Raw genomic sequence first — 26,224 nt, 5'->3', positions numbered from 1 at the left:
GCCTCTTTTCTATAAGAATGACGGGAATGGTGTATCGTTTTCTACAGAAAATACATCCTCAAAACCACGGTAGAAATTAAATTCCAGGTCGTCTTTGTTCGTTGGATAGGTAAACTTGCCTCCTACCTGCCAGATATATGGTTTAAAATCGTACTTCAAGCGATCCTTTTTAAACTTCCATATTTCGGTAATTTCTTTTGGATCAGCCATAAAATTTGCCCAGATATCATAATGAACAGGGATGACTACTTTAGCCTTCAATGACTCAGCCATTCGCAACATATCGACAGAAGTCACTTTATCCGTGATACCTCGCGGATTTTCACCATATGCACCTAGGCAAACATCAATAGTATGTTCGTTCCCATGTTTCGCAAACATATTAGAATAATGAGAGTCTCCAGCATGATAAATATTTCCACCCGATGTTTCAAATAGATAATTCACAGCGATCTCATCCATTTCTTGAGGTATTTTCCCTTTTAAAGTTTCCTCTGGATCTTCACAAGTGACTAGTGCTGTACGGTCAAATGCTTCTAAAGCAACGATAGTTACATCCTCAATTTTGACTTCATCTCCTGGTTTGACGATTATCGTTTTCTCTTTTGGAATTCCCCAGTTCAACCAAGTATTTACTACTTCTTGAGGACCAATGAATTTTGCATTCGGACAATTTTGATGAACAGCAGCTGCTGTATTGATATCCAAATGATCCGAATGGATATGCGTGATAACTAAAGCGTTTACACTTTTCATTTCAAAAGGGTCAATCACAAAAGGTTGCGTCCGCAAGTTCGGTTGCATTTTTTGAACCCCACTCATTCGCATCATCTGATGCCCTTTTTTCATCATCCCATTTCCATGACTACGTTTACCTGTCCCACACCATAAATCACACAAAATATTTGTCCCTTTATGCGTCTTTAACCAAATCCCGGTACAACCTAACCACCACATCGCAACCGTTCCTTCTTTTACTTCTTCTGTTTCGATCTCTTCATTCAAGTAGGTACCCCATTCAGGAAATGTTTCTAAAACCCAATTTTCTTTTGTGACATCATTGACATGTTTGCTCATTGTAATTCTCCTCTCAAGAACTTTCTTTTGTTGATATCTAAATCATAATATGCAACGACAAACATGAAAACCCTTTTATATGACTGTTTGTTATTTATATGATCGTTTTTGTAAGTTAATTGATTTTTTTAGTATGATATATATAGTTAATAAACTTTATATGAATCTTTGAAGCGATAAAAATCATATACATAGGCAACAAATAGGAGGGTAAATAATGAAAAATTCCATTGTCAATATTGAGAAGCGTCAAAAGGATATTTTGGAGCGATTACAACAAAAAGAGCAAATGACAACATATGAGTTAGCTGAATCTTTAAAAGTCTCTATTAGTACAATACGCAGAGACCTAAATTTATTAGAAGAAAAAAATGAGATCATTCGTCATTACGGGTTCTGTTCTTATAATTATGATAATCGTACAGACTTTGATCAATCTGGACCAGAACGACTAAAACAATCAATCGCTCGTGAAGCTTGTAAATACATCAATGATTATGATACCGTATTCATTAATTCTAGTTCTACTGCACTTAAAGTGGTTGAATATGTACGTGCCAATCACCTGACAATTGTCACAAATAACGTAAAAATCACTTACTCCCCTCATAAAGAAAACTGCAATTATATCTTGACTGGAGGTGAGATGCGCTTTCCAAAAGAAGCATTAGTGGGTGATATCGCATTAAATACCATTTCTTCAATGAATGCTGATGTCTGTATCATTGGTTGCAGTGGTGTGTCGCTCGATAATGGCGTAACAACTAAAATTCTCAATGAATCAACGATCAATGAAATGATGATTCGTCAAACGTTTAAATGTAAAATTCTAGTTGCTGATCATCGTAAAATTGGTTTAACATCAAAATTTAAAATTGCAGATATTTCTGTTTTTGATTATTTGATTACTGACAAGTTTTGTTCTGAAAAAGTAATTGCTGAAATCAAAAATGTTGGGGTGAAAGTCATCCAAATCAGTTAAAAAAAAGCCGGTGTGAATGGAACAAGGTTCTGTCCCAACCACATCGGCTTTTGCTTATTTACGAATGATGTTCAAATAAAATGACCTGATCCATTAAGTCAAAGCTCATCAAATCAGCCTTTCAGCGATGGTTCGCTCTTACTTACTTAATAACAGTCTTTTTATTAAGCGTGATAACGTTCTACACCATCTAGGTATGTTGCTTCTAAAGTCATATCTGGATTCAATACGATAAAATCAGCGTCCCGTCCTTTTGCGATCTTGCCACAAGTATCATCGATCTTGCAGCTGATTGCTGGTACTAAGCTTCCCATCATCACAGCTTGTTCAGGTGTAGCTAATCCCCAGTCTACTACATTTTTGATTGCTTCTTTTAATTTCAAGATACTTCCTGCTAAATTACCTGATTCTAAGCGAGCAGTTCCATCTTTCACGACCACTGGAAATTCTCCTAAATTATAATTGCCATCAGGCATTCCACCAGCCATCATGCAATCAGTGATCAATGCCACATGGTCATGACCTGCTTTTTCCATTAAAATTTGAGCAGCATTTGGATGAACATGATGCCCATCACAAATCAATTCTGAAAAAACATGTTCTAGCGATAGTAGCGCACCAACCATTCCAGGTTCACGATGATTTAATCCACGCATGCCATTATACGCATGGACAAAGACACTGGCACCTGCTTCTACTGCCTTTTGTGCTTCATCGATCGTCGCATTACTATGACCCAATGAAACAACCACGCCTTCATCTGTCACTTGTTTGACAAACTCTTCAACGCCTTTTCGTTCTGGGGCTAGGGCAATTTTTTTAATCAGTCCGCCAGAAGCTTCTTGCCATTCATGGAAAGTATCAAGATCAGGGTCTCCAAAATAACTTGGATTTTGCGCCCCTTTATGTTCTTCCGTAAAGAATGGTCCTTCAAAATAGATTCCTTTAATTTTTGCTCCAGGAGCTTCTTGGTACATTTTTCCAATTGTTTCAGCTACATCTTTTAAACGTTCTTTACTTGATGTTAAAGTAGTTGGTAAAAACGATGTTACTCCACAAGAAAGCAATCCTTCTGACATTGCTTTCACACCTTCTGCATCATTATCCATCACATCATGGTTCATGTAGCCATGAATATGCGTATCAACTAGACCAGGAGCGATCCATTTTCCGCTTTGATCAATGATATTGACTTCTCCTTCAGGTGTGTTTTGGGTATACTCCCCAAAAAGACCATCAGTGATTTCAAGATAACCTGCATTTTTGACACCGGATGACAAAAAGAATTTGTCTGCGTAGATAAAAGTTCTCATTCTTCTCTCTCCTTTGATTTTCTATCCTAAAGGTACTCTTATTTTGGAGATAAGTCAAGAATGGTCTACACCATTTAGAGACTTTTTGCTATTTTTTTAACTGATTGTGCCAATTCTTCATAAAAGAGGGCTTTATTGATTTCACCTTTCTTTTTATAAATCAAACTCTTTAAAATAAATAAATCATTAAGGTAATAATAACTATTTTTATCTTGTGCCCACCGTATTCCTTGATTTACTTGTTCTAAAGATAGTTCAATTTCTCCTTGGTGCAATAAAAAGCTTCCATAGTTATAAAAAATTTGAGTAAACTCACTTTTGGTTCGATCTTGGATCGTCTCTTGGAAGAGTTGGATACTACGACTTAAATAGTACCTAGCTTCCGCAGTTTTGCCAGCTACGCCATAGATTTTGCCAATGCAACTGACTAGCTGGATCTCAACATCCGTCACTTGTGTTCGATCTTTTAACGTCGAATAGGAGAGCGCTTCTTTTAAATAACTAAGTGCTTGAGTAATATTTTTTCGTAATGTAAATTCACAGACGCCTAAATAATAATAATATTTTTGAAAATCCGCAGCTTCGTACAAATTTTCTGTAACCTCTGGCGATTTTAACACTTGTTCCAGCTTGCGATAATCTCGTTGCTGAAAATACAAGTCTGTTAACTCAAAATTCTTTAAGACCGCTCGAATTTTCCCATGAGATAAACGCATGACATGATCGATCGTTACGCCTAAACGTTGGCAAATTTGTGCCATTACAACAACATTTGGTAGCTCTTCATTATTTTCAATTCTGCTTAAAACACTCTGTGAACAAATATCTTGCGAAAGCATTTTTTGTGTCATCTTCTGTTCTTTTCGAATTTCTTTTATGATTGTACCAAAGGAAGCGACCAACGTTTCCATAAGCATCCTCCTTCAAAATATGCGTATTCGCATTATACCAATATTTTACTTTACGGAAGAAGAAACATCAAGAAAAGTCCTATCAAAAACTTGTCCGACTTTTTTCCTTCCTTATTTTTGATTTAGCTAGTGATTATTTCATCTCTCACACCAAAAAGAGCCAAAACTTGAGTTCGGCTCTTTTGAGTAAAAACATCCATGACAGGCTATTTTTGTCGGTAAGTCGATAAAAATTCACGCATTTTGACAGCAGTCGTTTTCAGATCATCCATCTTTGGTAAATAAACGATTCTAAAATGATCCGGTTGATGCCAATTAAATCCCCCACCATGAACCAGCAAGATATGATGTTCATGTAGGAAATCTAAAACAAACTTTTCGTCATCTAAAATATTGAAACGCTTCGTATCAATCTTAGGAAAAATGTAAAACGCTGCTTTAGGTTTTACTGCAGAAAGGCCGGGAATGTCGTTAATGGCATTGTAAATAAATTCTCGTTGCTCATAAATACGCCCACCAGGTAATAATAATTCATCCACACTTTGATAACCACCTAATGCCGTCTGAATGATTTGCTGAGACAATACATTGGAACAAAGACGCATCGAAGAAAGCATGTTCAATCCTTCAATATAGCCTTTAACATGTGATTTGTCTCCACTCAACACCATCCAGCCAACACGAAATCCTGCAACACGATGGGATTTAGATAAACCGTTCAACGTCACAACAAATAAATCTGGTGCCAAGGTAGCGATTGGAATATGTTCTAAACCATCCATGACTAAACGATCATAAATTTCATCAGAATAAATAATCAATTGATTTTGACGAGCAATCTCCACGATTTGCTCTAAAATCTCTTTTGGATACAATGCTCCAGTTGGATTATTTGGGTTGATGATCACGATTGCTTTTGTTCTACTCGTTATTTTTGATTTAATGTCATCAATATCAGGATACCATTCTGCTTGTTCGTCACATATATAATGAACAGGTTTTCCACCAGCCAGTGATACTGAAGCTGTCCATAATGGATAATCAGGCATCGGAACTAAAACCTCATCCCCATTATCAAGTAGACCTTGCATACACATTGTGATCAGTTCGCTGACTCCATTCCCTGTATAAATGTCGTTGATCGTCACATTGGGGAACTTTTTGATTTGACAATATTGTTCAATCGCTTTTCTTGCTGAAAAAATGCCTTTAGAATCAGAATAGCCTTCTGAATCTCGTGCATTCATAATCAAATCACGTATCACTTCATTTGGCGCTTCAAATCCAAAGGGGGCAGGATTTCCAGTATTTAACTTTAAAATACTGATCCCTTCTTCTTGCATACGTTCGGCTTCTTCTAATACAGGTCCACGTACGTCGTAGCTTACGCCTTCTAGTTTATTGGATTTTTCAAATTCTCTCATAACGCTATCCAATCCCTCATTTCAAAATAAACAGAAATTTCTGATTTTTTATTTTTTACTTATTTTCAATATCATACTCTATCCCTCTAAAATTTACCACAATTTTAAGTAAAACCATAAGAAATTTTAGTTAGTTTTCAAACTCATTTCCGTCGATATTCATTGAATAAATTCGCACCCCAGTCCATAGCAATTCCGCAAATAACGCCCAAAAAAATTCCGGCAGACAAATCTTTCAATACAATACCAAGAATTAGCCCAACACTCATTCCTAAGATAGAAAACTCCCCATCATATTTTTCCACTTTTTCTCTCCCTTTTCATCTTGACATCTGCGGAAATACTCGCTATCATTAATTTATTGTTATTATACGCAGACGTGATGGAACGGCAGACATGCAAGATTGAGGGTCTTGTGAGCGTACGCTCGTGTGGGTTCAAATCCCATCGTCTGCATCAATGACTAGTCGTAGAGCATTCCGTGCTCTACGTTTTTTTGTTTTCTTATTCACGTCTTATTAATAAACTTACTGTTCGTTATACTAAACGACCTGACTTCTGATAATTTTACGCATTAATTCTTCTTTCTATTTTACTCTTCCTGTTAATTTACTGCTAATGATTACCATGGACAGTTCCTTCTTATGTTTCATAAGATAGCTTTTTTGATTATTTCTCCTTATTACGATTAAGCAATGAAATCAGTATTGTTTTATCTGCATGCCTTCTATTTTGCCCATCTTGATCATTTTTTATACTTACAACCTATGACCTATACTGTAAAAGAATTATGAGAACGATGAATATTAGGAACCATAATTGAACTCTTATTCAATCGATTCTTTTAAATAGTGTAACGCTTGTTTACAGTTCTTGAATCCTTTTGCTTTTCATTGGACATTTCTCTTTCTTGACCTATATATTTCATTTTTTTCTCATCATCAAACTCGTATTCTTATAAATAAAGATGACATTACCAGCTTATAACCTTATTTTATAAGCTTAAGCAGTATTTTAGTACTAATATAAAAATTAGTTTATAATTAGAGTATGTCAAATATGGAGAGGAGAAATAACAAATGAAAACTTTAGACATTATTGCTTTAACATTATTGATCGTTGGTGGATTAAATTGGTTATTGGTTGGTTTATTAGAATTTGATTTAGTTGCTACTATTGCAGGTGGATCTACGACAATTCTAGCTAAAGCGATCTATATTATCGTAGGAATTTGTGCTATTTATTGTTTGAAATTCTTTCCACTTATTACAAATAGAGTAGAACGATAATTTTTTAATTATCCTCTGTTCCTAATATAAATAAAGCAGTCATGAGCGTTAGTTTGTATGCTCATGACTGTTTTTATTTATATTCATGTAAGCGTTATTCAAGACAAAAGAGAGATTTTTTCTACAGAAAAACGTGAGATTAACCTTTTCTTAATAACTAGAGAGCTACTCTTTTCAGAGACATTATGCTTGATTTTACGACAAAGAAATCGCTTTCGATTACATATGTTACTTCAAATATTACAAAAAAGGTAGATTTGTCATAAAGCTATTACCTATGAAATATATCCCCGTGGTAAAGTATTCCTCGTTGGTCACAACAAAACTATTTTTAAATTTACGAAGGAGCTTTTACATGAAATCACTTAAAACATTACTATTAGGAACAACTTTGACTGCCGGCGCACTATTCTTTATGGGAACATCTGCACATGCGGACGAAGCTTATACCGTTCAATCAGGTGATACGCTATCAACGATTTCTCAAAAATACGTTGGTGATAACTCCTTGATCCAAACTATTGCAGAAAAAAATTCAATCTCAAACATCAACTTGATTTATTCAGGTCAACAATTAACAATCCCAACAGGCGAACAAGCAGCAACAACACAAACAGCTTACCAAGCGCCTGCTCAAACAAAAACAGTGGCTGAACAACAACCAGTGAAGCAAGAACCAGTTCAACAAGCAGCACCTGCTCAACCAGTTGCTCAAGCAACGCAAACAGCGGCACAAGCAACACCAGCGACAACAAACACAAGCTCAGCGAAAGAATGGATCGCTCAAAAAGAATCTAGCGGTTCTTATACAGCAACAAACGGTCGTTACATCGGACGTTACCAATTAGATTCTTCTTACTTAAATGGTGACTATTCAGCAGCGAACCAAGAACGAGTGGCTGAACAATACGTATCTTCTCGTTATGGCTCATGGGAAGCAGCTAAATCTTTCTGGGAAGCAAACGGTTGGTACTAATATAAATAGCTTGTTTAAAAAGCGAAGGTCCCTCTTTAGGATCTTCGTTTTTTTACTAAGCAAAGCGTAAATGAAAAAAATTGGCAGAAATAGTATCCTTTCTGTCAATTTTTTTGGTAATTTCGATTTTCTAATTCCAGTTTGGCAAATGGTGGTTCGTTCATCGTGTTTTTTGAACAGTTGTGTTTGTCTAACTGCTCAAAATTATTTTTTGTTTCTTTCATGACGTTCAATAAATAGTTGTTCTCTGCTTTCAATCGTTTCACTAATGAATTCAAATAATTGTTTTCTTTATGTAATTCGTCTATTGTTTTACTCTTTTCGTCTGTCATATGATTTGAGTAGTTGTCTGTTTCTCTTCCTGGTTTCTTCATCCCCACCTCAGAAGGCAACAACGAGTGGTGAAGTAATTTAGTATACAGTTCTTTGTATTCTTGATACTCAGCATTCAATTGTTCTTTCATATGATCATTTGTCGATTTTTTTCGATAGATGGATGTCTTATTTTGTTGAAGAACTGCTTCTAACTTTTTGAGTAATTCTGTTTCTATTTCACAGTTTTTATATTTGGACATAATATAAGCAGAATTGAGACGTCCTTCTTTCATGGGTATTAGGCCAATATGTAAGTGTGGTTTCTCTTCATCAAAATGAACATGTGCATAAATGATATTCGATAGACCGTATAGTTTTTGAAAGGTTTGAACAATTTGTAAAAAAAATAGTTTTGTTTCTCTTACTGATAATTTTTTTAATGCCGATTCTTTAAAGATGATTCGTCATTCAATTAATATTGTCCAATTAGAATGAATCGATTTTGTTGAAGATAAATGGGTCAAATATTTTCTAATGATCTTTTTATAGTCAATAAATTTCTTATTTAAAACATCATAACTTAAAGATGTTTTATCTGGTTGTACAATACTTGATTCAACTATTTCTCTTTGATTATGTCTTTGGACTTGTTCTAATTCATAAAATCGATAATCCGTTTTTTCTAATTTGATTGATTTAATAGTTCTGCCTCCTTACTTTCTTCTTACTATGTGAATCTTTCAAACAAGTAAATAAACAACGTTTTCATCTAAAGTTTAGTTAATTCTATCCGAAAAAACAAACCGAAAAATTCCTATTTCTTGGTAATTATGTACTTTTAGTGAAATAAAAAAGGACCCTCTTTAAAGGATCCCAAGTAAACCAGTTAAAACAAAACCTACTTCGTGAATTTTCGAGTGAACTAAGATAATAAAGCAAGCTTTGGCCCGCCTCTAAATAACTATTTTTTATTATGCTAGCTATGATTCGTTAATCAATACGGAGTGTTCCATCAATGGTTGTTGTATTGATTAGTTCTTTTTCATCATATACTTTATAATATATCTTTATGCCATGCGTACCCGAGGAAGGCATATTCTTGAAAGCAACCGATTCAATCCCATTGTTGGGTGGAATCAATCCTGAAACATATAATTTTTTTGATTAGATGCTAAATAGTATTCTACTTGTATATTATAGGAGTTGACACCCACATTACGTACATCCACGTGGGCTTTTCCCTCTTTATTTAATTCGATTTCATGCTTCAATACAATCCGAACATTGTCTTTATCGACTTCTTCCTGCATCTTTTTTAATAATTCGCCATTATTCAACTGAGTGATGTTCTCATCAAAATCTGGCAATCCTGTAACGACTTGAGGGGGAGATTGATTAAAATAGAAGTATCCACTGATCCCCAATATCAAAAGTACTACAGAGAAGGTTATCAGGATATATGTGCTTTTTTTTCTTTGTTTTGCTTTATGTGCCATTTAAAAATCTCCCTTTCTGATAAAATCAAAAACAAATCGTCTCAACCAGATGGATAAAGAAATCATTCGTTAAGCATTTACTTTTATTTTTTTCAAACAATCCACAAGTTTTTTTGTTGATCAACTAGTTTCTTTCGTTCCAACAGTTTATACTTTCAATGATTAGCAGAACTCCAACTATTTGGAATCCTGCTAAATGGTATTTTAAGACAGTCATGTCATTGTTACTATGTGCGAAATTCCCTGTTTATTCTGCTGGGGATTCCAATAATATATGATATAAATGAAACAAATCACGCTTTTTTATGATTCAGTATCTTTTAAAGCAGTGAAATTAAACGTTATTTCGTAACTTGGTCTAACCACTTGATTTTCTTTAAATCCTTCAGCGATTTTTCCTTCGAATTTTAACGTTTTAGATGAAGATTTATCTAATTCTGTTAAATAAGTAGGGCTATTAAGAAATTGACCCGCAACACTTTGTAAACGGACGCCCGCTTCATTTGTTGGCGTAAAGTATAAATCTTGTCTTACACCCGATTGACTTTTTTCTTCAAATTTTGATATTTCAATCTTGACTCTACGTGCACTAGAATTATTTGTTACGGTATAAATAGGTGATAAGATATTAGGAAGTGGCTGGCCATCATCTGTTACCGCATTTGCATAACGTACTTTTGTAGGTACAGTGATGTCAACATAAGATACATCTTCCGGTCCGACCGGATCCCATGGACCAATCCAGCCATCCACTTTAATTTGTGCATTATCTTCTCCTTGAATAGTTACGCTGTCATCCTCAGGGTCACTTAATCCAGGAATCCAGCCTAATTCATTATCTTTAACTGTTTCTGCACTTGCATTCATTGTTCCAATCCCAAATCCACCTAATAAAATAGATGATACTAGTAACACATTTGTCAACTTCTTCATTATTCTGTCTCTCTCCTCGCTGAAAACGTCTCACAACATTTCCATAAAAATAAAATTACATGATATAGTTTTTTTCTCGATTGAGCTCAATCAACATAACCGTTGAGAAAAGGGATACAATTGTTCCAAGTAACATCATATAAACGCTCAATTGTTCACCAGTTTGTGGAAGTCTCACTTTTTTTGAAGAACCTGAATCAGATGGTGTGATCGTTATAGTTGCTTTTTCTTTGGTTCCTGCGTCACTTACGTTATCAATTGTACTGGCATCTGCGTCCGCATCCCATACTCCTATTATTGCTTCAACTTGAATCGTTTGTTCATTTGTGGTTTGTGCATGACAGTTTGTTGTAATGAAAAGACTAACCATTAAAACACCTATCAAATAATACATCACTCTTTTTATTTCGCTCTTCACCTCCAATACTTTAACGACGCAACCTCCACAATAATATTATCCGTAAAAATAAAATAGAATGAAAACCAAGTTTTACCGATAGATTGGTAAATACCTTTTCCATTAGTAATTGTTATGTAACAAAAAGATGATTAGCTTAGAACATCTAAAAAATAATACTTAATTTTTAGCCATATCAGTTGATAAGCGGAAACTTTTCCGAAATTTATAGTCATAGTGCAAACTAACTATCCATACTGGAATTAACTTTTATATGGTAATAATCAACTAATTTATTAATGATATCTTCATCAAAATAACTAGACATCCCAATCGTTGGAATACCGAAATGGTCAGGCGAATATACATCTGTTAAAAGGCAATCGAACTTTTGTAAATAGCCCTTTTGTATTTGAGTAGTAGGATCGAGTATCTCAATTTTGATATTATGTCTAAAATAAAATTGAATTTCCTCTTTGAGCATCCGCATATGATCATAAGAGCTATCCAATAAAAGTGCTACATTGATACTTGCTTTACTTTCTCTCACACGTACCCATAGTTCAGACCAAGAAGTTAATAATTTGAAGATGGATTGCTGGATCATTTCATCTAAGTAAGATAAAAATGGATTACCAAGAGAAAAGTAAATATCAAAAAATTCATCTCTTAATGCGGTAACTAACTCAGGACTTACCTTCAACGTATTTTCAAAAAAATCTGTTTTTTTATTGTATAAAATATAAGTAGGTCGCACCGAACTCATGGTCGTCCAATAAATATCATGAATCAATTTATCTCGATTCTCGCAAAGTAATCCAAAACGTTCTTCCAGCAAAGTAATCACATAGCCGATCTGTTTCTTTATTGAGACCGAATCGATTTCAACTCCTTCTGAATGAAAGCGAGCGATTGGATTAATTGGCTGATGGAATTCATAAAATAATTGCTGAAGATTTTCTTTTACACTTTTGATGCCAAAGACATTATGTATTTTTTCTACTAGTTTTTTTTCGTTCATTAGATGTGTAAAATGAAAAGGTATCTCGTTAACTTCTAATTGATAGCCTTGCTTCAATCGTGTAAAACAGACATACAATTGAAATTTTAAATTTCCCAAAAATAAATGATGGTCATTGTTCACAATTGCCCATATCGTATTTTCTTTGATGAATATATCAATGATCTCTGAAATCAAATTTCTTTCTTCTTTTTGTATCAATTTTTCGGGCAAATGATATTTCTCAGAAAAATATACTGAAAAGAAGTCTCTGATATTCCCTTCGTTTCCGATAATTTTGATTTGATTGGTAATTTGAAAATCGAAAAACCGGATTTCTTGATTGATTCGATTAATTACCCTTGATACCTGAGTTTCTGAAATATAAAGCAAATCACTAAGCTCTTCTTTAGAAGTAACTTTTCCTAGGAAAATCGTTTCCAGTAATGTGTATTCTAGACTCTTTTCAAGAATTTTTGAATAGATAAATGACTTAGGCGTTGTGATATCTTTCTTTAAAATGATTCCTGCTCTAAAAGAAGTTTCAATTGATAGAGGCTCAATCATTTCGTTGACTTGAGATAGATCATTTCGAATGGTTTTTTCTGAACTATCAATTTTTTCAGCTAATTCCGCAGTCGTAATCCATTCCGTATTCCAAAGGATTTCTAAAATATTCAATTGGCGTCTCAAACGCCCGTCTAATATTTCTCTCATTTCTATTACATCTCTCCTCTCCTAACAGATAAATACTCCTTGTTTTATTTTTAGCATATCCCAATCTTTAAAAATAACCTTAATATACCGAGCCCTTGGTAAAATATCTTTCATAATCTTTTATTTTTTCCACCGATCCATTGAGTTGTTCGTGATGCAAAGTAAAAAAATAGGAGACCAAAGACAATCATTCATCTCGGGTCCCTTTACTAGGTAGATCTATGCAACAAACAGAATCGTTTTCACTAAATAGCACGCTCACTTTTTTTATAGTTAATGTAACGATAACTGCTCTTTGGATGTTCATTCGGAAATACTACTATGATTGTTACTGTATCGTTCAGCCTCTTTCTCAATATGTATATTCAACTTGTTTTGCTTTTAGATGAGTATATTCTTTCTAAAAACGTGTAATTCTTCCTTTTTGTTGATCAAAAAATGATGTAGTTTTTTGACAAATTCTTCTCCAAAATAATTAGGGACGCCAATAATTTTCACATCTCCTAGATCGCCAGTATTAAAGCCATTGGTTAGGACACAATCATAGTGTTTTAGCTGATTCACAGAATTTTGTGCTATTGGCAATAAAATATCAACTTCATATGTATTTCTAAAATGATATTCGATTTCTTCTTTTAGCATTTTTAAATGCCCGGCTGGTGCATCTAATAGCAATGCAGCGTGGATTTTAATCGTTGGCTTACGTATTTCCGAACGAAATTCAGACCATTGTGAAACTAAAGTATAAATGGATTGATAAATCATATTTTTTTTATCTAGAGAATGAACGGTTAGATCGTCATAAATTTCACTGAATTTAGCTTTCAAATTTAAAACGATATCTTATCGATCATTCATTAATTCGCAGACAAAATCTTCTTCAACGTTATTTAAAATATGCGTTGGACCGATCGTACGAAATATCCGCCACATAACGGCCTGAAGTAGAGCTGTTTTGTTCTGGCATTTAATCTTAAATTCATAGCTAACTTCCAAAATCAGATTTTCCAGTCTTGTTTGTAAGATCGATTGACTAGTCCCTAGTTGTAAGCATCTTTCATTTAATTTGAATGGAGCATGAAAATACTCAAACAGGTTAAACAAAACTTCTTCTGATAGTTCGATACCAAACACAGCTGCCACCTTTTGTTTAATTCTCGATCTCCAGTAATCATAGAATAATTAAAATAATCTTCCTCTTGTTTAAAGAATGAGCTAGATTTACAACGATAGGCAGCCACCCATAATCTCATTCGCATTTTATTCAATAAAAAATGATGTTGATCATCCATAACCATCTTCTCTTTATTTTGTTTATAAAAAATATCAAGTACTGTATCAATCAGTTGAAATTCTTCTGTTTTAAAAAGTAAATCGGGTGAAAGGTATTTTTCATAGAACAAACTAGAGAAAAGTTTACGGATATTTTTTTCGTGACCGATCAATTTCAAATCATTTGTGATTTTTATTTCGTATTTTTTCATTAAAATATTCATTTTATTATATAATCGATTGAGTTGTGTTTCTGAAATAAAGAGTTGATCGCATAGTTCCCCTCTTTTCATCATAGGATTGATGAATATCATTTCCAACATTTGACATTCGACACTTTTTTGTAAAAAAAGCGAATAAACATATGATTTTGAAACACCTAAGTCTTTACTTAAAAAAACGCCATATTTTACCGAAGTCTCTATTTTTAAAGGTTCAATTATTTCATTCAGTTGTTTGATGTCTGTTCGGATCGTTTTTTCAACCCCACCTATTTTTTTGACGATCTCTGCAATCGTCAGCCATTCGTTGCTCCAGAGTAACTCTAAGAGTGCTAGCTGTCTTAAACTTTGTTTCGTTAGTAATTGCTTCATTTTCCCCTCCTAATCCCTCAAAATTTACAAACGCTTTGTTTTCTCTATTCTCCTCTATTATTAATTTTAATGTACGAAAATAAGTATGTCTACCATTTCATTAAAATATAAGTATAATAATATTAAAAAAGTAGTGATCAACCTATAAGATTCGTGCTTTTCTACGAGGTAATATTTTAATAAAAATAACACTCAAGATATCTATTATTAAAATATTTACTACCGGATCTTTTAGAGAACTCCATAAAGAGCCTTTCACTAAAATAATCTTTTTATCATTTTCACTACAATAGAAAAAACGCCTAAATTCGAGGACATTTTCAGCCACAGATTTAAGCGTTTATTTTTTTATATTTAATCGTTTTTTTACATAATCAATACACTGTATTTTTTATTTCAATAAATAGGATAAATCACTCGCTACCGTTGGATAACCCATGATCCATTGCTCTAATTCTTCTTTTTTTGTATGTTGACTGATCAATAAATTCAAATCATTGATTAAATCATCTGCCTGTTCACTAAGGACACTGGCACCAATCAAATACCCAGCTTTGTCATAGATCATTTGGGATTTAGCAAGTGGTTCATTCACACGATGATAGGTAAACCAATTGCTCATATCAATTTCTACTACTTCTTCTTGTCCAGTGAGTTGTTTTTTTGTTACCCCGACCTGAGCCAATTTCGGACTAGTAAAAACGATCGTAGGGATGGAAGGGTAACTAATTTTTTCTTTAGTATTTCCTAATACATAGTTTGCAACATAATTTCCTTCAAAGGTAGCAACTGGCGTTAATTTTGGCTCTGTCCGTGAGATGATATCCCCGCAAGCAAAAATCATTGGATTACTCGTTTGAAGATAGTCATTAACAACAACACCATGTTTCGTTGTTTCTACCTTCGCCTTTTCCAGGTCTAGTCGCTCAACATTTGGCTGTCTTCCAGTGGCACAAAAAATCGCATCTGCTTGTAGTTCTTGATCGTTTGCCTGCAAGGAATAGTGCGTTCCTTCTTGAATGATTCGCTGTGACTCAAAATCAAAAACAAATCGAATCCCGGCTGCTTCCATTTGTTTAACTAATTGTTTGACCAATTGTTCGTCAAATGCTTTTAATGGTCGTTGATTATGGTGAACGATCGTGACATTGCTTCCTGAAGCATGAGCGATCATCGCTAATTCAAATGCAATATAGCCTGCACCAATAAAAATAATGTCCTGAGGCAATTCACTTAATGATAAAAAGTCAGTACTTGTTTGTAAAAATTCATTCCCATCAATAGGTAAAATCGATGGTCGTTGACCAGTAGCAAGAATGAAATATTCAGCTGAAATTTTTTCTTCTCCTACCATGATCGTATTTTCATTGATAAAGCGTGCTGTTCCAGCTAGATAATCAATGTCAGCTGCTGCTAATTCTTTTTGACGATTCTTTGAAACTGGATCTGTAAAACTGCGCTTAAATGCTTGTAGTTCTTGCCAATCAACAGTTGGTACTTCGCTGAATCCTTTACCCAACAACTGTTCAATTCGTTTTCTTGCTTCCACACTATTTAGTAGAATTTTTTTAGGGTCACATCCTCGATTAGGACAAGTACCACCCCAAAGATTTTCTTCGATGATCAAGACGTTCTTCTCTGCTTTTTTTAACCCATAAGCCACGCTCATACCAGCTACGCCAGAACCAATCACAACTTCATCATATTCTTTCATTTTCCCTTTCCTTTCTAGATAAATAAGTGAAGATATCTTTTCTTGTAATCTCCCCTAGATTTTCCTCATTTTCTCGAATATTTACTGCTTCATGTTGGATCAATAATTCGAATACTTCAGTCAGCGGTGTACTTAAGTAAACATCTGGAAAATCCGCTTGATGAAGTCCTTTGCTGTAATCGTCAGCTACGATCAGCTCTTTTACTGTTTGTTGTTTTTGTTGAATCGTTTCATCAAAAAAGCTCCGTACAAATTCATTTTTAGGCTGAGTCAACAACTGGTCGGGTTGGTCACATTGAATTAATTCGCCCTCTTTCATGACAGCGATCCGATCTCCTAATTTTATGGCTTCATCCATATTATGCGTCACAAAGACGATCGTTGTGCCTAATTCTCGATGTAAGGAAAGTACAAGGTCTTGTAAAGAAGCTCGAGACAAAGGATCTAAAGCACTAAATGGTTCGTCCATCAAAATAACTTCTGGGCTAGCTGCCAAAGCACGGACGATACCGATCCGTTGTTGCTCTCCACCGGATAATTCCTGTGGCATTCTATTTCGATAGATTGCAGGATCAAGTCCGACTTTCTCAAGTAATTGGTCAGCTATTTTTTCTCTTTTTCTTCTTTCCCATCCTAGCATTTCTGGAATAACTTCGATATTTTGTTGGACAGTCATGGTTGGAAACAACGCAATTTGTTGTAAGACATAGCCCATTTTCCATCGCATTTTTTGTAAATCATAGTCTTTTAGCGATTTACCCTTGAAGAATATCTCCCCTGCGCTCGGCTGAGATAGACCATTGATCATTTTAAGCGAGGTCGTCTTCCCGCTACCAGAGGGACCCACCAAAACAAAGATTTCCCCTTGTTCAATCGATAAGTTTAGTTCTTTAATTGCATATTTTTCGCCAAATTTCTTTTGGACTTGCTTGAATTCTATCAGATTATTCATTTATTCCCCTCCTTCAGTAGTCCTTCTTTTTCCAAGAATGCATGCGCTACTTCCGCAGGTTGTTGTTTTTCTACATTCACTTGATAATTCATTTCAATCATTTGAGATTCTGTTACTTTGTCAGCGAGCTTGTTTAGAGCTGCAACGATTTCTGGATGTTCCTTCGCAAAGGCTTTGGTCATCAAAGGAGCTCCTTGATAATCTGGAAATAATCCCTGATCATCTTCTAAGGTGACAAGGTCATATTGTTTTAGATCACTATCCGTCGAATAAGCATCTACTACATTGACATCTCCGTTATCGATGGCTTGATAGCGTAAACTTGGTTCCATACTTTGTACACTTGGAAAATTAAGTTTGTAAAGTTCTTGGATTCCTTTATAGCCATCCGAACGATCAATAAATTCTAATGTGAAACCGGCTTTTATCTGATCTTCAATCTTTCCCAAATCAGAAATGGTTTTTAGCCCATTTTCTTTGGCAAATGATCGCTTTACCGCTAAAGCATAGGTATTTTGATACGCCATTGGTTGAAGAAGTGTCATTTCAAATTGTTCACCTAATAAGCGATTCGCTTGATTATAGGTTTCTTTTTCATTCAATTCTTTATTTTTTAAGTCATCAGGTACTTTAACTAAGCTTTCTAAAACAGTTCCTGTAAATTCCGGATAAATATCGATCTGTTGATTCTCCAATGCACTAAAAAGAAAACTGGTTTTGCCGAAGTTCGGTTTTAATTCAACTTCAACATCTGAATTATCTTCAATTAATTCTTTATACATTTGAATCAAAATATCTGGTTCTGAACCTAATTTCCCAGCAATTGTCACCTTATCTTCTTTAAAGAGTCCGCTTTGATACAAAGATATTCCACCGATTCCCAAAAAGATAAGCAATAAAGTGATAACTGTATATCGAGGTTTCAAATGTTGAAGAAGTCTGATTAAACTACTGAAAATAATCGCTAACAAAGCTGAACTGATTGCACCGATCAGAGTCAAAACTGGCGTATTGCGATCAATTCCTAATAAGATAAACGTTCCTAAGCCACCGGCACCGATCAATGCTGCTAACGTCGCTGTTCCAATGATTAAGACGAGCGCTGTTCGAATACCTGAAATAATCACTGGTAATGCGATTGGCAATTCCACTTTGATCAACCGTCTCATGCGTGACATACCAAAAGCAACTGCTGCTTCTTCAATGGATGGATCAATTTCACTAAGTCCGATATACGTATTTTGAAAAATTGGTAATAACGCATAGATCACTAATGCAATCAACGCTGGCACTGTTCCGATTCCAACGAAGGGGATCAACAATCCTAATAAAGCTAAAGATGGGATCGTCTGTAAAACACTGGTTATCTGCAACAATACTTCTGCCATTTTTTTATGGTTCACTGCCCAAATAGCTAATGGGATTGCAATAACAATCGCAATCAATAAGGCAATTAATGAAATTGATAAGTGCTGAAATGTTGCGGAGATCAATTCTCCTTTTCGCTCAACAAGCGTTTGAAAAAAATTATTCATAGGATCTTCCTTTCCATTCTAATTTAAGTATAAACATAGACGAAAAAATCCCCAACTAAGTTGTCTGAAAAGAACAAAAAAGATGCGTAGTTCATCATTTGTAAATCCAACACCCCGGCAATTCTCTAAATATGCTTCAAACTAGCGATAAAGTCCTTAATCAATAAATGGAAAGAAAGAAGAAATTTATTTCTTCAAACTCTATGTATTTCTTTCATATAAAAAAAGACACATCTCACGAATTTGAACGAGAAATGTGTCTAATTTATTTGAATATAAAAAAACAGCCAGTAAAGCAGAAACCTCGTGGGGGAGATAATTTTTACTGGCTTGTTCATAAATTATTATACTGTAAGTTTTGTCCAAAGATAAAAAAAAGTAATAAATGATCGTTTTAGAGTCATAAACGTTCAATTTTTCTCGAAATTCCTATTTTTTCTCAAATGACTAGCTGGTTTGCTCTTTCTTTCACTCCGTATAATGGATAAAATTCTTGACCTTTTTGATACAAAATTTCTTTTTCACGATTTTTCATCAAGAAAACAAGCAACTCTTTCATCGGCAGATTGGGTTTATTTGGTTCAAATAAAAACACACATTGAGTCTCACCTTTTCTTCGAATGCTCGTCAAAGCCTGCAGATTATCATGAAGATCACAATAGATGCCTTTATATTCTCTTTTCGTTGGAGAAGTTGTGATGAGTGTTAATAGATCAGCTGCTCGCATAGTTACTCCTTTCCTTGGACATCCTTTAAATGTTGAAAAAATTTTTCAAATTATCTATTGAAGATTCTTAACTAATAAGTATAATAAAGAAGTTGCTGAAAATTTTCAAAAGAAAAGAGGTTTGAGAATGAAAAAAATAAATCTATTAATTGATCTGGTTGGTATCAGTTTTGGCGCTGCACTTTATGGTTTAGCTGTGACCGGGATCAATATTCCTGCTAAATTAGCAGATGGTGGTGTAACAGGAATTGCCCTTTTACTTAATAATTTATTCGGTTTTGCTCCTTCCATTACATCACTTATTATCAATTTACCATTGCTATTGGTTTCATTATTCATTTTTGGTAAGCAGGCTTTTCTGCGAACGATTGTCGGAACCTTTGCCTTAGTGTTCTTTTTACATTTGTGGGAAGGACTAAACGTCCATTTTGCTGTCCACAATCTTTTACTCAATAGCCTGATGACTGGTGTATTATCTGGTATCGGTTGTGGTCTGGTCTTTCGCTTTGGTGGAAGCACTGGCGGAACAGACATTATTTACCAAGCCTTTGAAAAATATTTCCATATCAAGATCGGTAAAAGTCTATTCTTGATTACATTTGGTATCTTGGTTGTTTCTTTATTATATCTGGATGTAACACATTTTGTTTATACCTTACTCAGTTGCTCCATCTTATCTTATACGTTAAACAAAGTGAAATATCTCGAAGTAAAAGGTTCTCTCAATCCTTTTTCTGCAAATCGTTCAAAAGAACCTTTTGATACTCTTGATTCTGCAGAACAATTTGAATAACATTCTTAAATGATTGGTTAGCGACTGAAAAGTATATTTCTACTTTTCAGTCGCTATTTCGTTACTAGCAAAACCTCCAGTAATCACTACTTTACCATGTACTTTTCCAGTCTCTACTTCTTTCGTTGCCTGCTTTAAAGTCTCTTTGCTGATGCCTTCTCTGTATACTTTTCCTAAAGTAGTATGGATTTTTTCTTCTTCTACCAATGCTGTCAAATGTTTTAATATTTCCCCTTGTGTCTCGATTAGTTGACCATAATCTGTTTTAGTAAACATATACTCCCATTCAAGTGAAACAGATAAATTTTTAAAACTTGCAATATCGATTGGTCCATCAAGTCCTACGATCATCCCAATTTTCCCCATAGGTTGAATCATTTCTGCCAGCTCAGTTAGATAGGGACGGATATCATGTAAAACCGCTACGACATCGACGGTGCTTATCCCAACCTTTTCTAGTTGAGGCTTTAACTCTTGATGGTAATCAATTGGATGATCGACCCCATTTTCTTTTAACCATTGAAAGTTTTTGGGGCTGGCTGTCGCAACCACCTCTAACCCACTCCATTTTGCTAATTGTGTGAGAATCGAACCGACACCTCCAGCACCGTTGATGACCAATATTTTTTTACCTTTATTCGCTGATTCTTTAGGAATCAATTGAAATTTCTCAAATAAGAGTTCATAGGCGGTGATCGCAGTTAACGGTAATGCTGCACTAGCTTCGTCCGTGAGATTTTCTGGTGCTTTTGCCACAATTCGTTCATCTACCAACTGATATTCTTGGTTACTACCTGGTTGTTTTGCTGAACCAGCATAATAAATACGGTCTCCTATCTCAAAGTTTTCAGATTGGGGACCTTTTGCAACTATTCTCCCTACCGCATCAAATCCCAAAACAGTAAAAGACTCTTGTTTTGGCGTCTGCATTCTAAATTTTACATCCACTGGATTCACTGAAACCGCTGAAATCTCCACCAATAACTCCCTTTTTTTAGGAACCGGAGTTTCTGCCAACTTTTCTAAAAAACTATTTTTGTCAGTCAATGGTAATCCCTCATAAAACCCTATTTGCTTCATTTGTTTTTTCATAGAAACCTTTCCTTCTTTCTTTATACAAAAAGACCTGGATCAATCCACGAAAGGAGTTATCCAGGCTTTCCATTATTTAAAATAGCTATTTTCTCCCAAAGAATTCCCTTGTTCTTCTATCAATCCTTTTAATGATCTTTCTAAAACACCATGATTTTTATCTTTTCTTTTTGATGTCGCACTGAGTGGTTCTTTCTCAGCTTTGTTAAAAGGTTGTACAGAAGGAGAGCCGGCTTTTTTTGTTTGGTAAGGTACCGGTTCATTATCAAATAACAAATATGAATCTTTCATTTTTTTCATTGAATCAACTAGTTCTGCGTCAGAAATACTAGATACTTTTGGATCAGGAATAATTGATGCTGGCACATACTTAGGTACAAAGTAAGAACGCCCACGACCATTTTTTTGTTGGTTCGATGTATAGGCTTTGGTACTTGTGTGCTGCTCTTGACTCTTCTGACTATTCATTGAATCAGCCGCTTTTCTCGTCCGCTGATTAGTCAATGGGCGATTACTTGCTTGATGCGTATGATAATCAGGAAGCTGTTCTTTGTGTCTGACTAAATTTTCTTTTGGAATTGTTGATTTTTTTGAATTGCTCAAATTTCGACGTTTGCGTTGTTCTCTAGCATCGCCTTGAGCAAAGTGAAATTCTTGCATTTGCTCAAACATTGGTTGATTATTGTTTTCGGTTAATAGATCATCCTGTCCATCAAATAAAACACGCCTTTGGTTTTTTGCTAGTTTGACGCCAATTTCGTCATCATAGGCAGGAAAACGAAAATGTTTCCGTCTAATTTCATTCATTTTAAACCATCCTTCTCATAAATGGAACTTTTCTCAATCATAGCATAATTTTTTCATTTTCCATAGTAACCATAACTAAATTTAACCTCTTTCGACGGTCATCTGGTCGTTTCTCGAATGACCAATTCAGGGAAAAATCGACGATATCCTTGACTTTCTCCTTTTTCGGTAATTTTTTTTAACAACATTTCACCACAAACTTCACCCATTCGTACGATATCTTGTTTTACCGTAGTTAATTTGGGTGAACTGATTTGGTCTAAAAATACACCATCAAAGCCAATGACTCCAAAATCTTCAGGAATTTTTCCCTTTTCTTTAGCAATACCTCTTACAATCCCTAAAGCTAGTCGGTCAGAGCTGCAAATAAAACAAGTCTTTGGTTTAATAGTTGACCAATGATCGGCAAGATATTTCTCTGCCATTGTCGAATGATTTGGGAAACGTAATATTTGCGGCTTCATGTTGACTGTTTCCATAACTGAAAGGTAGCCTGCTTCTCTTGATAACTCAAATGGCTCATCCTCGTCAATCCCAATATAAATAATTGTCTCGTAACCGCATTCCATAGCATATTGTGAAGCCTTTGCTGTGCCATAATGATTATCGCTATCTACATAATCATAGCCAAAACGATTTTCACCAAAAAGGACGACTGGTTTTTCCAATCGGTCGATCCAGTCAAAATCTTTTTCTCTCACCCCTGTAATGATGTAGCCGTCGCAAGACCCTACGTCAAATGCATCATTGGTTACCAACTGCAAAGAATAGTGCGCTTTTCCAATACATTTTGCAATTCCCATCAATAAATTCATATAATACGGTTCTGTTGTATCAATCTCTTCAAGGATGAAAAGTTTGATGATTTGTGACCGATTAGAAACGAGTGCTTTTGCTGCAATATTGGGGCGATAATCTAATTCTGCCATCGCAGAAAAAACTAATTCTTTTAGCTCATCCGTTACTTGTTCCGGGTGATTGATGACACGAGACACCGTCATTTTGGATACATTTGCTTTTTTAGCAACATCAGCTAATGTAGGCATAGGTTGCTCCTTTCACAATAGAAAACTTTTTTCTGTTTTCTATCATTATAGCAAACTTGAAAGCGATAAAATGTAGAAATATCGTAAAAATTATCTGCACGCCAGCATCTTTTTAATAAAAGTTCACTAGAATCGAAAGCCAGTTACTCCATTTCATTAGAAAAATGTACGTTATCTCCATCTATTTTCTAGTTTCAGATATGAACTAGAAAAATAGCAAAGAATGAGACTAAGCCAAAAATAGCCTCCTCTTCTAGTATCTCTAAAACGAATAAACGGTGTTTAAGGAGCAACAACTTCAAAAAATTTGCCGAAATTGACTAAAAATTTGAGAAACACCTAGTAAGTATCCATCAATAGCAAAAACCAGTGTTTGTGTTTCTTGTCAATTTTTGGATATTCTTTCGTATTTCTTGATGCTAAACGCTTATTTCTCAACCTCAGCTTTGCTTATTTCATAGCATTGTTTGCTTCTCTCATACCTCTATTATTAAAAATTCAACATACACCTGTCTTTTCTATTCTTTGGATCCATTCATCATTTGCACCAAAAATTTGGTTGCTCTATCCATCAATGGTACTTTTACCATATGCTTTTCGGTTTGCGAATAATCAAAAACAATTCCTTGACCATAACGTTCTTTTTGATTATTTTTCACAAAATCATTGGTTTGTTGAAAGGGAATTTTCTCGTCTTTTTCACCGTGCCAAAAATATAAAGGTCGCCCAGCTAGTTTTTCTGGCTGCAAAGATAAATCATATTTTTCGACCCAAGAAATTAAATCAAAATAATCGTTCGGCAGTATGTATTGGTACTGATGAGCTCTTTTGTAAATTTCTTTAGCATACTGTTCAGGCGCAGGGGAACCCATCAGACAAATACCACCAACCAAATGCGGATGTTTTGTTAACAACGCACAAGTCGTCATCCCCCCCATTGAAACGCCACCTACAGCTACTTTTTCATGAAGAACATCTCGTTTTTCTAAGTGCTTCAATAAAGTCTCAAATTCAAATAAGTTTCCATAAATACTATTCCAAAAGGTAAAGGAAGGAATAGCAGAAACTACTTGCTTTCTTTCACCATGGTTCATTGCATCTGGTAGTAAGACACGAAATCCTTGTTTAGCAAACTTTCTTCCTTGTGTCAAAACTAATTCTTTACTCGTTTGCCAACCATGATAATAAATAATTATCGGAATTTTTTCAGCTCTTAATTCGGTTAGGACAACTTCTAATAATGGAATATTATTTACTTTACGTTTTAATATAATTGGATTCACTTCTTTAGTCTCCGATCTTCATCAAAATAGTCGAACGAAATATTTCCCATCCACTAACCACAATTTGAAATAAACAAATCGTACCAAACAAAATCAAAAATAAGCTCATCGTTCTTGAAAAGAGCAATAATGCTAAAAGACCAGCTAGTCCTAATCCTAAGGTAAGCAGTGGATAAATTGTGAAATTAAAAAAACTAGCAAAGCTGCCAAAAATATTTCCGATAAAGATCACGGAAAATAAAAAAATACTTAAAAGCAAGCTATCGGTCAATGATATCTGAAAGATATTATTATTGGCTACGATGGGCTGCTGAAGTGAATATAAATCTAAATACCCACAAGAGGCAACACTGAGAACATGAGTGACTCCTATGGCTCGGTTTATTATTTTCATTCGTATCACCAACTCTCTTTATAATTCTATTATAATCGTTTTATCATCATTTAGAACAAAAAAGGCTTAAATTTTAATTTTTTCTTTTTTCCAAATAATCGTTCACAATCAAAATGACCTAACAACCTATGAGTACCTCTTGTTTTTTTGTCATGCTCCTCATTTTGTCTGTCTAGTTCTGAAAAAATTTAATTCTTTTTTCAGGCATTTCATGTTCAAACTTCTCCTTTTTAAAATAGAGAATAAATATACTTTTGGGAAAATCTACATCAAACTGATCTATTATTAACTCATAAGTAATAATCAATGTTGTCACTAAATTTCTTTGTGAATAAAAACATTTAAGTGAGGCACATCATTAGTAAAACCTTTAATTAAATTAGTTTGAAAACTTGTAATTGAAGTTAAAATGAAATTTACCATATAAAAAAAGCCTTTATTTTTTATTTCCATTAAAAAGCATCGACATATACTCATCATTTTGTTATCATATATCTGATTAACACTATTTTTATCAGGAGAATATATGAAAACGAAACGACAGACAAGTACATTTTTGCACATAGGGACGCTTTTCGCCCTATTGACACTTTTTTTGTTCTTATGCTATTCCTATTTCAGATCTTCCGATATACCATGTAATGCCTTTGGCTGGTTATTGTTAGATCACCCCGGTTTAAGTCAGGTAGATGAGAGCCTCTTCTTGCTAATTCTTTCATCTTTGTGTGGTTTTATTTTTTCATTGGCTTTTCGAACATATGTGAAAAAACAAATCCCCAAAAAGATGGATGAAGCTGCTACAATTTTTGTTGCATCTAGGTTACTCGCATTGCTGACCGTTTTATTCTATTCCTTTAACCAAAATTCATTGTTCTTTTTTATACTGAATGGACTGGTTATCATTTTATCCATCTTTACTTACTTTATTTTTTCACTAATATTCAAAAAGTTACGCTTGCCACTTTTAATGCAACTAATCCCACTATTCTGCTTTGTCTATAGTGTCTTTTCTTTTCTTGTATTAGCGTTAGCGCCAACTTTTGATCCAGCAAATATTCAAATCACTAGTAATTTTCTTGAATTACTCTTCATTTCGTGTTTAGGAATGATGATGTGGCAAATAAGAAAAACAGTTCAGGACAAGTAAGTCTAAGTGCCTTGAACTGTTTTTTTATTTTTCGGATGA

The 26,224-nt window shown here is 34.5% G+C and carries 26 protein-coding genes and 1 tRNA gene; 6 read left to right on the top strand and 21 right to left on the bottom strand.

What is annotated here, in order from left to right:
• Nucleotides 1-9 precede the first annotated feature (9 nt).
• Nucleotides 10-1,077: an L-ascorbate 6-phosphate lactonase gene (gene ulaG, locus AB3H90_RS09335; protein ID WP_123874847.1), complete on the bottom strand. Its 1,068-nt coding sequence runs from the start codon at nt 1,075-1,077 to the stop codon at nt 10-12.
• 217 nt (nt 1,078-1,294) lie between these two features.
• On the opposite strand from ulaG, the gene AB3H90_RS09330 reads away from it, so the two are divergent.
• Nucleotides 1,295-2,059: a DeoR/GlpR family DNA-binding transcription regulator gene (locus AB3H90_RS09330; protein WP_053766402.1), complete on the top strand. Its 765-nt coding sequence runs from the start codon at nt 1,295-1,297 to the stop codon at nt 2,057-2,059.
• 164 nt (nt 2,060-2,223) lie between these two features.
• Here AB3H90_RS09330 and nagA read toward each other — a convergent pair whose 3' ends face one another.
• From nagA to AB3H90_RS09310, 4 genes are all read right to left on the bottom strand, one after another.
• The gene (gene nagA / locus AB3H90_RS09325) at nt 2,224-3,372 is read right to left on the bottom strand and encodes an N-acetylglucosamine-6-phosphate deacetylase (RefSeq protein ID WP_010719415.1); all 1,149 of its coding nucleotides are present in this window, start codon (nt 3,370-3,372) and stop codon (nt 2,224-2,226) included.
• Nucleotides 3,373-3,446: 74 nt separating this feature from the next.
• Nucleotides 3,447-4,283 (bottom strand): helix-turn-helix transcriptional regulator, encoded by an 837-nt coding sequence (locus AB3H90_RS09320; RefSeq protein ID WP_010719416.1) that lies wholly within the window; start codon nt 4,281-4,283, stop codon nt 3,447-3,449.
• A gap of 206 nt (nt 4,284-4,489) precedes the next feature.
• Complete coding sequence (locus AB3H90_RS09315; RefSeq protein ID WP_010719417.1) at nt 4,490-5,707, bottom strand: pyridoxal phosphate-dependent aminotransferase; 1,218 nt, start codon at nt 5,705-5,707, stop codon at nt 4,490-4,492.
• A gap of 143 nt (nt 5,708-5,850) precedes the next feature.
• Nucleotides 5,851-6,012 carry a hypothetical protein gene (locus tag AB3H90_RS09310; RefSeq protein ID WP_010719418.1) on the bottom strand — a complete coding sequence of 54 codons (162 nt, stop codon included), beginning with the start codon at nt 6,010-6,012 and terminating at the stop codon, nt 5,851-5,853.
• A gap of 68 nt (nt 6,013-6,080) precedes the next feature.
• On the opposite strand from AB3H90_RS09310, the gene AB3H90_RS09305 reads away from it, so the two are divergent.
• The 3 genes from AB3H90_RS09305 (at nt 6,081) to AB3H90_RS09295 (ending at nt 7,972) form a co-directional block, all read left to right on the top strand.
• Nucleotides 6,081-6,163 (top strand) — tRNA-Leu (locus AB3H90_RS09305).
• A 623-nt stretch (nt 6,164-6,786) separates the two neighbouring features.
• Nucleotides 6,787-6,996 carry a DUF378 domain-containing protein gene (locus tag AB3H90_RS09300; protein ID WP_010719419.1) on the top strand — a complete coding sequence of 70 codons (210 nt, stop codon included), beginning with the start codon at nt 6,787-6,789 and terminating at the stop codon, nt 6,994-6,996.
• 355 nt (nt 6,997-7,351) lie between these two features.
• On the top strand, nt 7,352-7,972 hold the full coding sequence (locus tag AB3H90_RS09295) for a LysM peptidoglycan-binding domain-containing protein (protein WP_368016616.1): 621 nt from the start codon (nt 7,352-7,354) through the stop codon (nt 7,970-7,972).
• Between the two features lie 104 nt (nt 7,973-8,076).
• On the opposite strand, the gene AB3H90_RS09290 is transcribed toward AB3H90_RS09295, so the two are convergent.
• The 11 genes from AB3H90_RS09290 to AB3H90_RS09240 all read right to left on the bottom strand — a co-directional run bounded on the left by AB3H90_RS09290 (nt 8,077) and on the right by AB3H90_RS09240 (nt 19,623).
• Nucleotides 8,077-8,745 (bottom strand): plasmid recombination protein, encoded by a 669-nt coding sequence (locus AB3H90_RS09290; RefSeq protein ID WP_368016639.1) that lies wholly within the window; start codon nt 8,743-8,745, stop codon nt 8,077-8,079.
• 678 nt (nt 8,746-9,423) lie between these two features.
• Entirely contained in the window at nt 9,424-9,783 is a 360-nt protein-coding gene (locus AB3H90_RS09285; protein WP_258924852.1) for a hypothetical protein, read from the bottom strand.
• A gap of 303 nt (nt 9,784-10,086) precedes the next feature.
• The gene (locus AB3H90_RS09280; protein ID WP_088745506.1) at nt 10,087-10,716 is read right to left on the bottom strand and encodes a hypothetical protein; all 630 of its coding nucleotides are present in this window, start codon (nt 10,714-10,716) and stop codon (nt 10,087-10,089) included.
• Nucleotides 10,717-10,771: 55 nt separating this feature from the next.
• On the bottom strand, nt 10,772-11,110 hold the full coding sequence (locus tag AB3H90_RS09275) for an LPXTG cell wall anchor domain-containing protein (protein ID WP_223603537.1): 339 nt from the start codon (nt 11,108-11,110) through the stop codon (nt 10,772-10,774).
• Between the two features lie 247 nt (nt 11,111-11,357).
• Nucleotides 11,358-12,830: a helix-turn-helix domain-containing protein gene (locus AB3H90_RS09270; protein WP_010719424.1), complete on the bottom strand. Its 1,473-nt coding sequence runs from the start codon at nt 12,828-12,830 to the stop codon at nt 11,358-11,360.
• A 381-nt stretch (nt 12,831-13,211) separates the two neighbouring features.
• The gene (locus tag AB3H90_RS09265; protein WP_228011845.1) at nt 13,212-13,595 is read right to left on the bottom strand and encodes a hypothetical protein; all 384 of its coding nucleotides are present in this window, start codon (nt 13,593-13,595) and stop codon (nt 13,212-13,214) included.
• 296 nt (nt 13,596-13,891) lie between these two features.
• On the bottom strand, nt 13,892-14,695 hold the full coding sequence (locus AB3H90_RS09260; protein ID WP_368016615.1) for a helix-turn-helix domain-containing protein: 804 nt from the start codon (nt 14,693-14,695) through the stop codon (nt 13,892-13,894).
• A gap of 391 nt (nt 14,696-15,086) precedes the next feature.
• Nucleotides 15,087-16,409, bottom strand: coding sequence for an NAD(P)/FAD-dependent oxidoreductase (locus AB3H90_RS09255; RefSeq protein WP_368016614.1), 1,323 nt, complete (start codon nt 16,407-16,409; stop codon nt 15,087-15,089).
• Nucleotides 16,396-17,361 carry an ABC transporter ATP-binding protein gene (locus AB3H90_RS09250; RefSeq protein WP_178306028.1) on the bottom strand — a complete coding sequence of 322 codons (966 nt, stop codon included), beginning with the start codon at nt 17,359-17,361 and terminating at the stop codon, nt 16,396-16,398. Before AB3H90_RS09250 ends, AB3H90_RS09255 begins: the two co-directional genes overlap by 14 nt.
• Nucleotides 17,358-18,896, bottom strand: a complete 1,539-nt coding sequence (locus AB3H90_RS09245; protein WP_010719428.1) for an ABC transporter permease/substrate-binding protein — start codon at nt 18,894-18,896, stop codon at nt 17,358-17,360. The genes AB3H90_RS09250 and AB3H90_RS09245 overlap by 4 nt, the downstream gene beginning before the upstream one ends.
• A gap of 439 nt (nt 18,897-19,335) precedes the next feature.
• Nucleotides 19,336-19,623, bottom strand: a complete 288-nt coding sequence (locus AB3H90_RS09240) for a hypothetical protein (RefSeq protein WP_010719429.1) — start codon at nt 19,621-19,623, stop codon at nt 19,336-19,338.
• Between the two features lie 127 nt (nt 19,624-19,750).
• Between AB3H90_RS09240 and AB3H90_RS09235 the strand changes: the two genes are divergently transcribed.
• The gene (locus AB3H90_RS09235; RefSeq protein ID WP_010719430.1) at nt 19,751-20,416 is read left to right on the top strand and encodes a YitT family protein; all 666 of its coding nucleotides are present in this window, start codon (nt 19,751-19,753) and stop codon (nt 20,414-20,416) included.
• Nucleotides 20,417-20,455: 39 nt separating this feature from the next.
• Here AB3H90_RS09235 and AB3H90_RS09230 read toward each other — a convergent pair whose 3' ends face one another.
• The 5 genes from AB3H90_RS09230 to AB3H90_RS09210 all read right to left on the bottom strand — a co-directional run bounded on the left by AB3H90_RS09230 (nt 20,456) and on the right by AB3H90_RS09210 (nt 25,038).
• Nucleotides 20,456-21,508, bottom strand: coding sequence for a zinc-binding alcohol dehydrogenase family protein (locus AB3H90_RS09230; protein WP_094940808.1), 1,053 nt, complete (start codon nt 21,506-21,508; stop codon nt 20,456-20,458).
• A 72-nt stretch (nt 21,509-21,580) separates the two neighbouring features.
• The gene (locus AB3H90_RS09225; RefSeq protein ID WP_010737399.1) at nt 21,581-22,315 is read right to left on the bottom strand and encodes a hypothetical protein; all 735 of its coding nucleotides are present in this window, start codon (nt 22,313-22,315) and stop codon (nt 21,581-21,583) included.
• Between the two features lie 98 nt (nt 22,316-22,413).
• A complete protein-coding gene (locus tag AB3H90_RS09220; RefSeq protein WP_368016613.1) occupies nt 22,414-23,361 on the bottom strand; it encodes a LacI family DNA-binding transcriptional regulator in 948 nt (315 codons plus the stop codon).
• A gap of 518 nt (nt 23,362-23,879) precedes the next feature.
• Nucleotides 23,880-24,644 (bottom strand): alpha/beta fold hydrolase, encoded by a 765-nt coding sequence (locus tag AB3H90_RS09215; protein ID WP_088745511.1) that lies wholly within the window; start codon nt 24,642-24,644, stop codon nt 23,880-23,882.
• A gap of 4 nt (nt 24,645-24,648) precedes the next feature.
• Nucleotides 24,649-25,038: a hypothetical protein gene (locus tag AB3H90_RS09210; protein ID WP_010719436.1), complete on the bottom strand. Its 390-nt coding sequence runs from the start codon at nt 25,036-25,038 to the stop codon at nt 24,649-24,651.
• 526 nt (nt 25,039-25,564) lie between these two features.
• On the opposite strand from AB3H90_RS09210, the gene AB3H90_RS09205 reads away from it, so the two are divergent.
• A complete protein-coding gene (locus AB3H90_RS09205) occupies nt 25,565-26,185 on the top strand; it encodes a hypothetical protein (protein WP_010719437.1) in 621 nt (206 codons plus the stop codon).
• Nucleotides 26,186-26,224: the final 39 nt, after the last annotated feature.

It is taken from the genome of Enterococcus sp. C63, from assembly GCF_040887215.1.
GTDB classification, from domain to species: domain Bacteria; phylum Bacillota; class Bacilli; order Lactobacillales; family Enterococcaceae; genus Enterococcus_B; species Enterococcus_B hirae.
Note: the sequence above shows the minus strand (reverse complement) of the source record. Positions and strands in the feature narration are given on the sequence as shown.

Bases quoted from the DNA above. Each gene is read 5' to 3' on its own strand.
- ulaG (WP_123874847.1), bottom strand. From the start codon at position 1,077: ATGAGCAAACATGTCAATGATGTCACAAAAGAAAATTGGGTTTTAGAA.
- AB3H90_RS09330 (WP_053766402.1), top strand. From the start codon at position 1,295: ATGAAAAATTCCATTGTCAATATTGAGAAGCGTCAAAAGGATATTTTG.
- nagA (WP_010719415.1), bottom strand. From the start codon at position 3,372: ATGAGAACTTTTATCTACGCAGACAAATTCTTTTTGTCATCCGGTGTC.
- AB3H90_RS09320 (WP_010719416.1), bottom strand. From the start codon at position 4,283: ATGGAAACGTTGGTCGCTTCCTTTGGTACAATCATAAAAGAAATTCGA.
- AB3H90_RS09315 (WP_010719417.1), bottom strand. From the start codon at position 5,707: ATGAGAGAATTTGAAAAATCCAATAAACTAGAAGGCGTAAGCTACGAC.
- AB3H90_RS09300 (WP_010719419.1), top strand. From the start codon at position 6,787: ATGAAAACTTTAGACATTATTGCTTTAACATTATTGATCGTTGGTGGA.
- AB3H90_RS09295 (WP_368016616.1), top strand. From the start codon at position 7,352: ATGAAATCACTTAAAACATTACTATTAGGAACAACTTTGACTGCCGGC.
- AB3H90_RS09285 (WP_258924852.1), bottom strand. From the start codon at position 9,783: ATGGCACATAAAGCAAAACAAAGAAAAAAAAGCACATATATCCTGATA.
- AB3H90_RS09280 (WP_088745506.1), bottom strand. From the start codon at position 10,716: ATGAAGAAGTTGACAAATGTGTTACTAGTATCATCTATTTTATTAGGT.
- AB3H90_RS09275 (WP_223603537.1), bottom strand. From the start codon at position 11,110: ATGTATTATTTGATAGGTGTTTTAATGGTTAGTCTTTTCATTACAACA.
- AB3H90_RS09270 (WP_010719424.1), bottom strand. From the start codon at position 12,830: ATGAGAGAAATATTAGACGGGCGTTTGAGACGCCAATTGAATATTTTA.
- AB3H90_RS09265 (WP_228011845.1), bottom strand. From the start codon at position 13,595: ATGATTTATCAATCCATTTATACTTTAGTTTCACAATGGTCTGAATTT.
- AB3H90_RS09260 (WP_368016615.1), bottom strand. From the start codon at position 14,695: ATGAAGCAATTACTAACGAAACAAAGTTTAAGACAGCTAGCACTCTTA.
- AB3H90_RS09255 (WP_368016614.1), bottom strand. From the start codon at position 16,409: ATGAAAGAATATGATGAAGTTGTGATTGGTTCTGGCGTAGCTGGTATG.
- AB3H90_RS09250 (WP_178306028.1), bottom strand. From the start codon at position 17,361: ATGAATAATCTGATAGAATTCAAGCAAGTCCAAAAGAAATTTGGCGAA.
- AB3H90_RS09245 (WP_010719428.1), bottom strand. From the start codon at position 18,896: ATGAATAATTTTTTTCAAACGCTTGTTGAGCGAAAAGGAGAATTGATC.
- AB3H90_RS09240 (WP_010719429.1), bottom strand. From the start codon at position 19,623: ATGCGAGCAGCTGATCTATTAACACTCATCACAACTTCTCCAACGAAA.
- AB3H90_RS09235 (WP_010719430.1), top strand. From the start codon at position 19,751: ATGAAAAAAATAAATCTATTAATTGATCTGGTTGGTATCAGTTTTGGC.
- AB3H90_RS09230 (WP_094940808.1), bottom strand. From the start codon at position 21,508: ATGAAAAAACAAATGAAGCAAATAGGGTTTTATGAGGGATTACCATTG.
- AB3H90_RS09225 (WP_010737399.1), bottom strand. From the start codon at position 22,315: ATGAATGAAATTAGACGGAAACATTTTCGTTTTCCTGCCTATGATGAC.
- AB3H90_RS09220 (WP_368016613.1), bottom strand. From the start codon at position 23,361: ATGCCTACATTAGCTGATGTTGCTAAAAAAGCAAATGTATCCAAAATG.
- AB3H90_RS09210 (WP_010719436.1), bottom strand. From the start codon at position 25,038: ATGAAAATAATAAACCGAGCCATAGGAGTCACTCATGTTCTCAGTGTT.
- AB3H90_RS09205 (WP_010719437.1), top strand. From the start codon at position 25,565: ATGAAAACGAAACGACAGACAAGTACATTTTTGCACATAGGGACGCTT.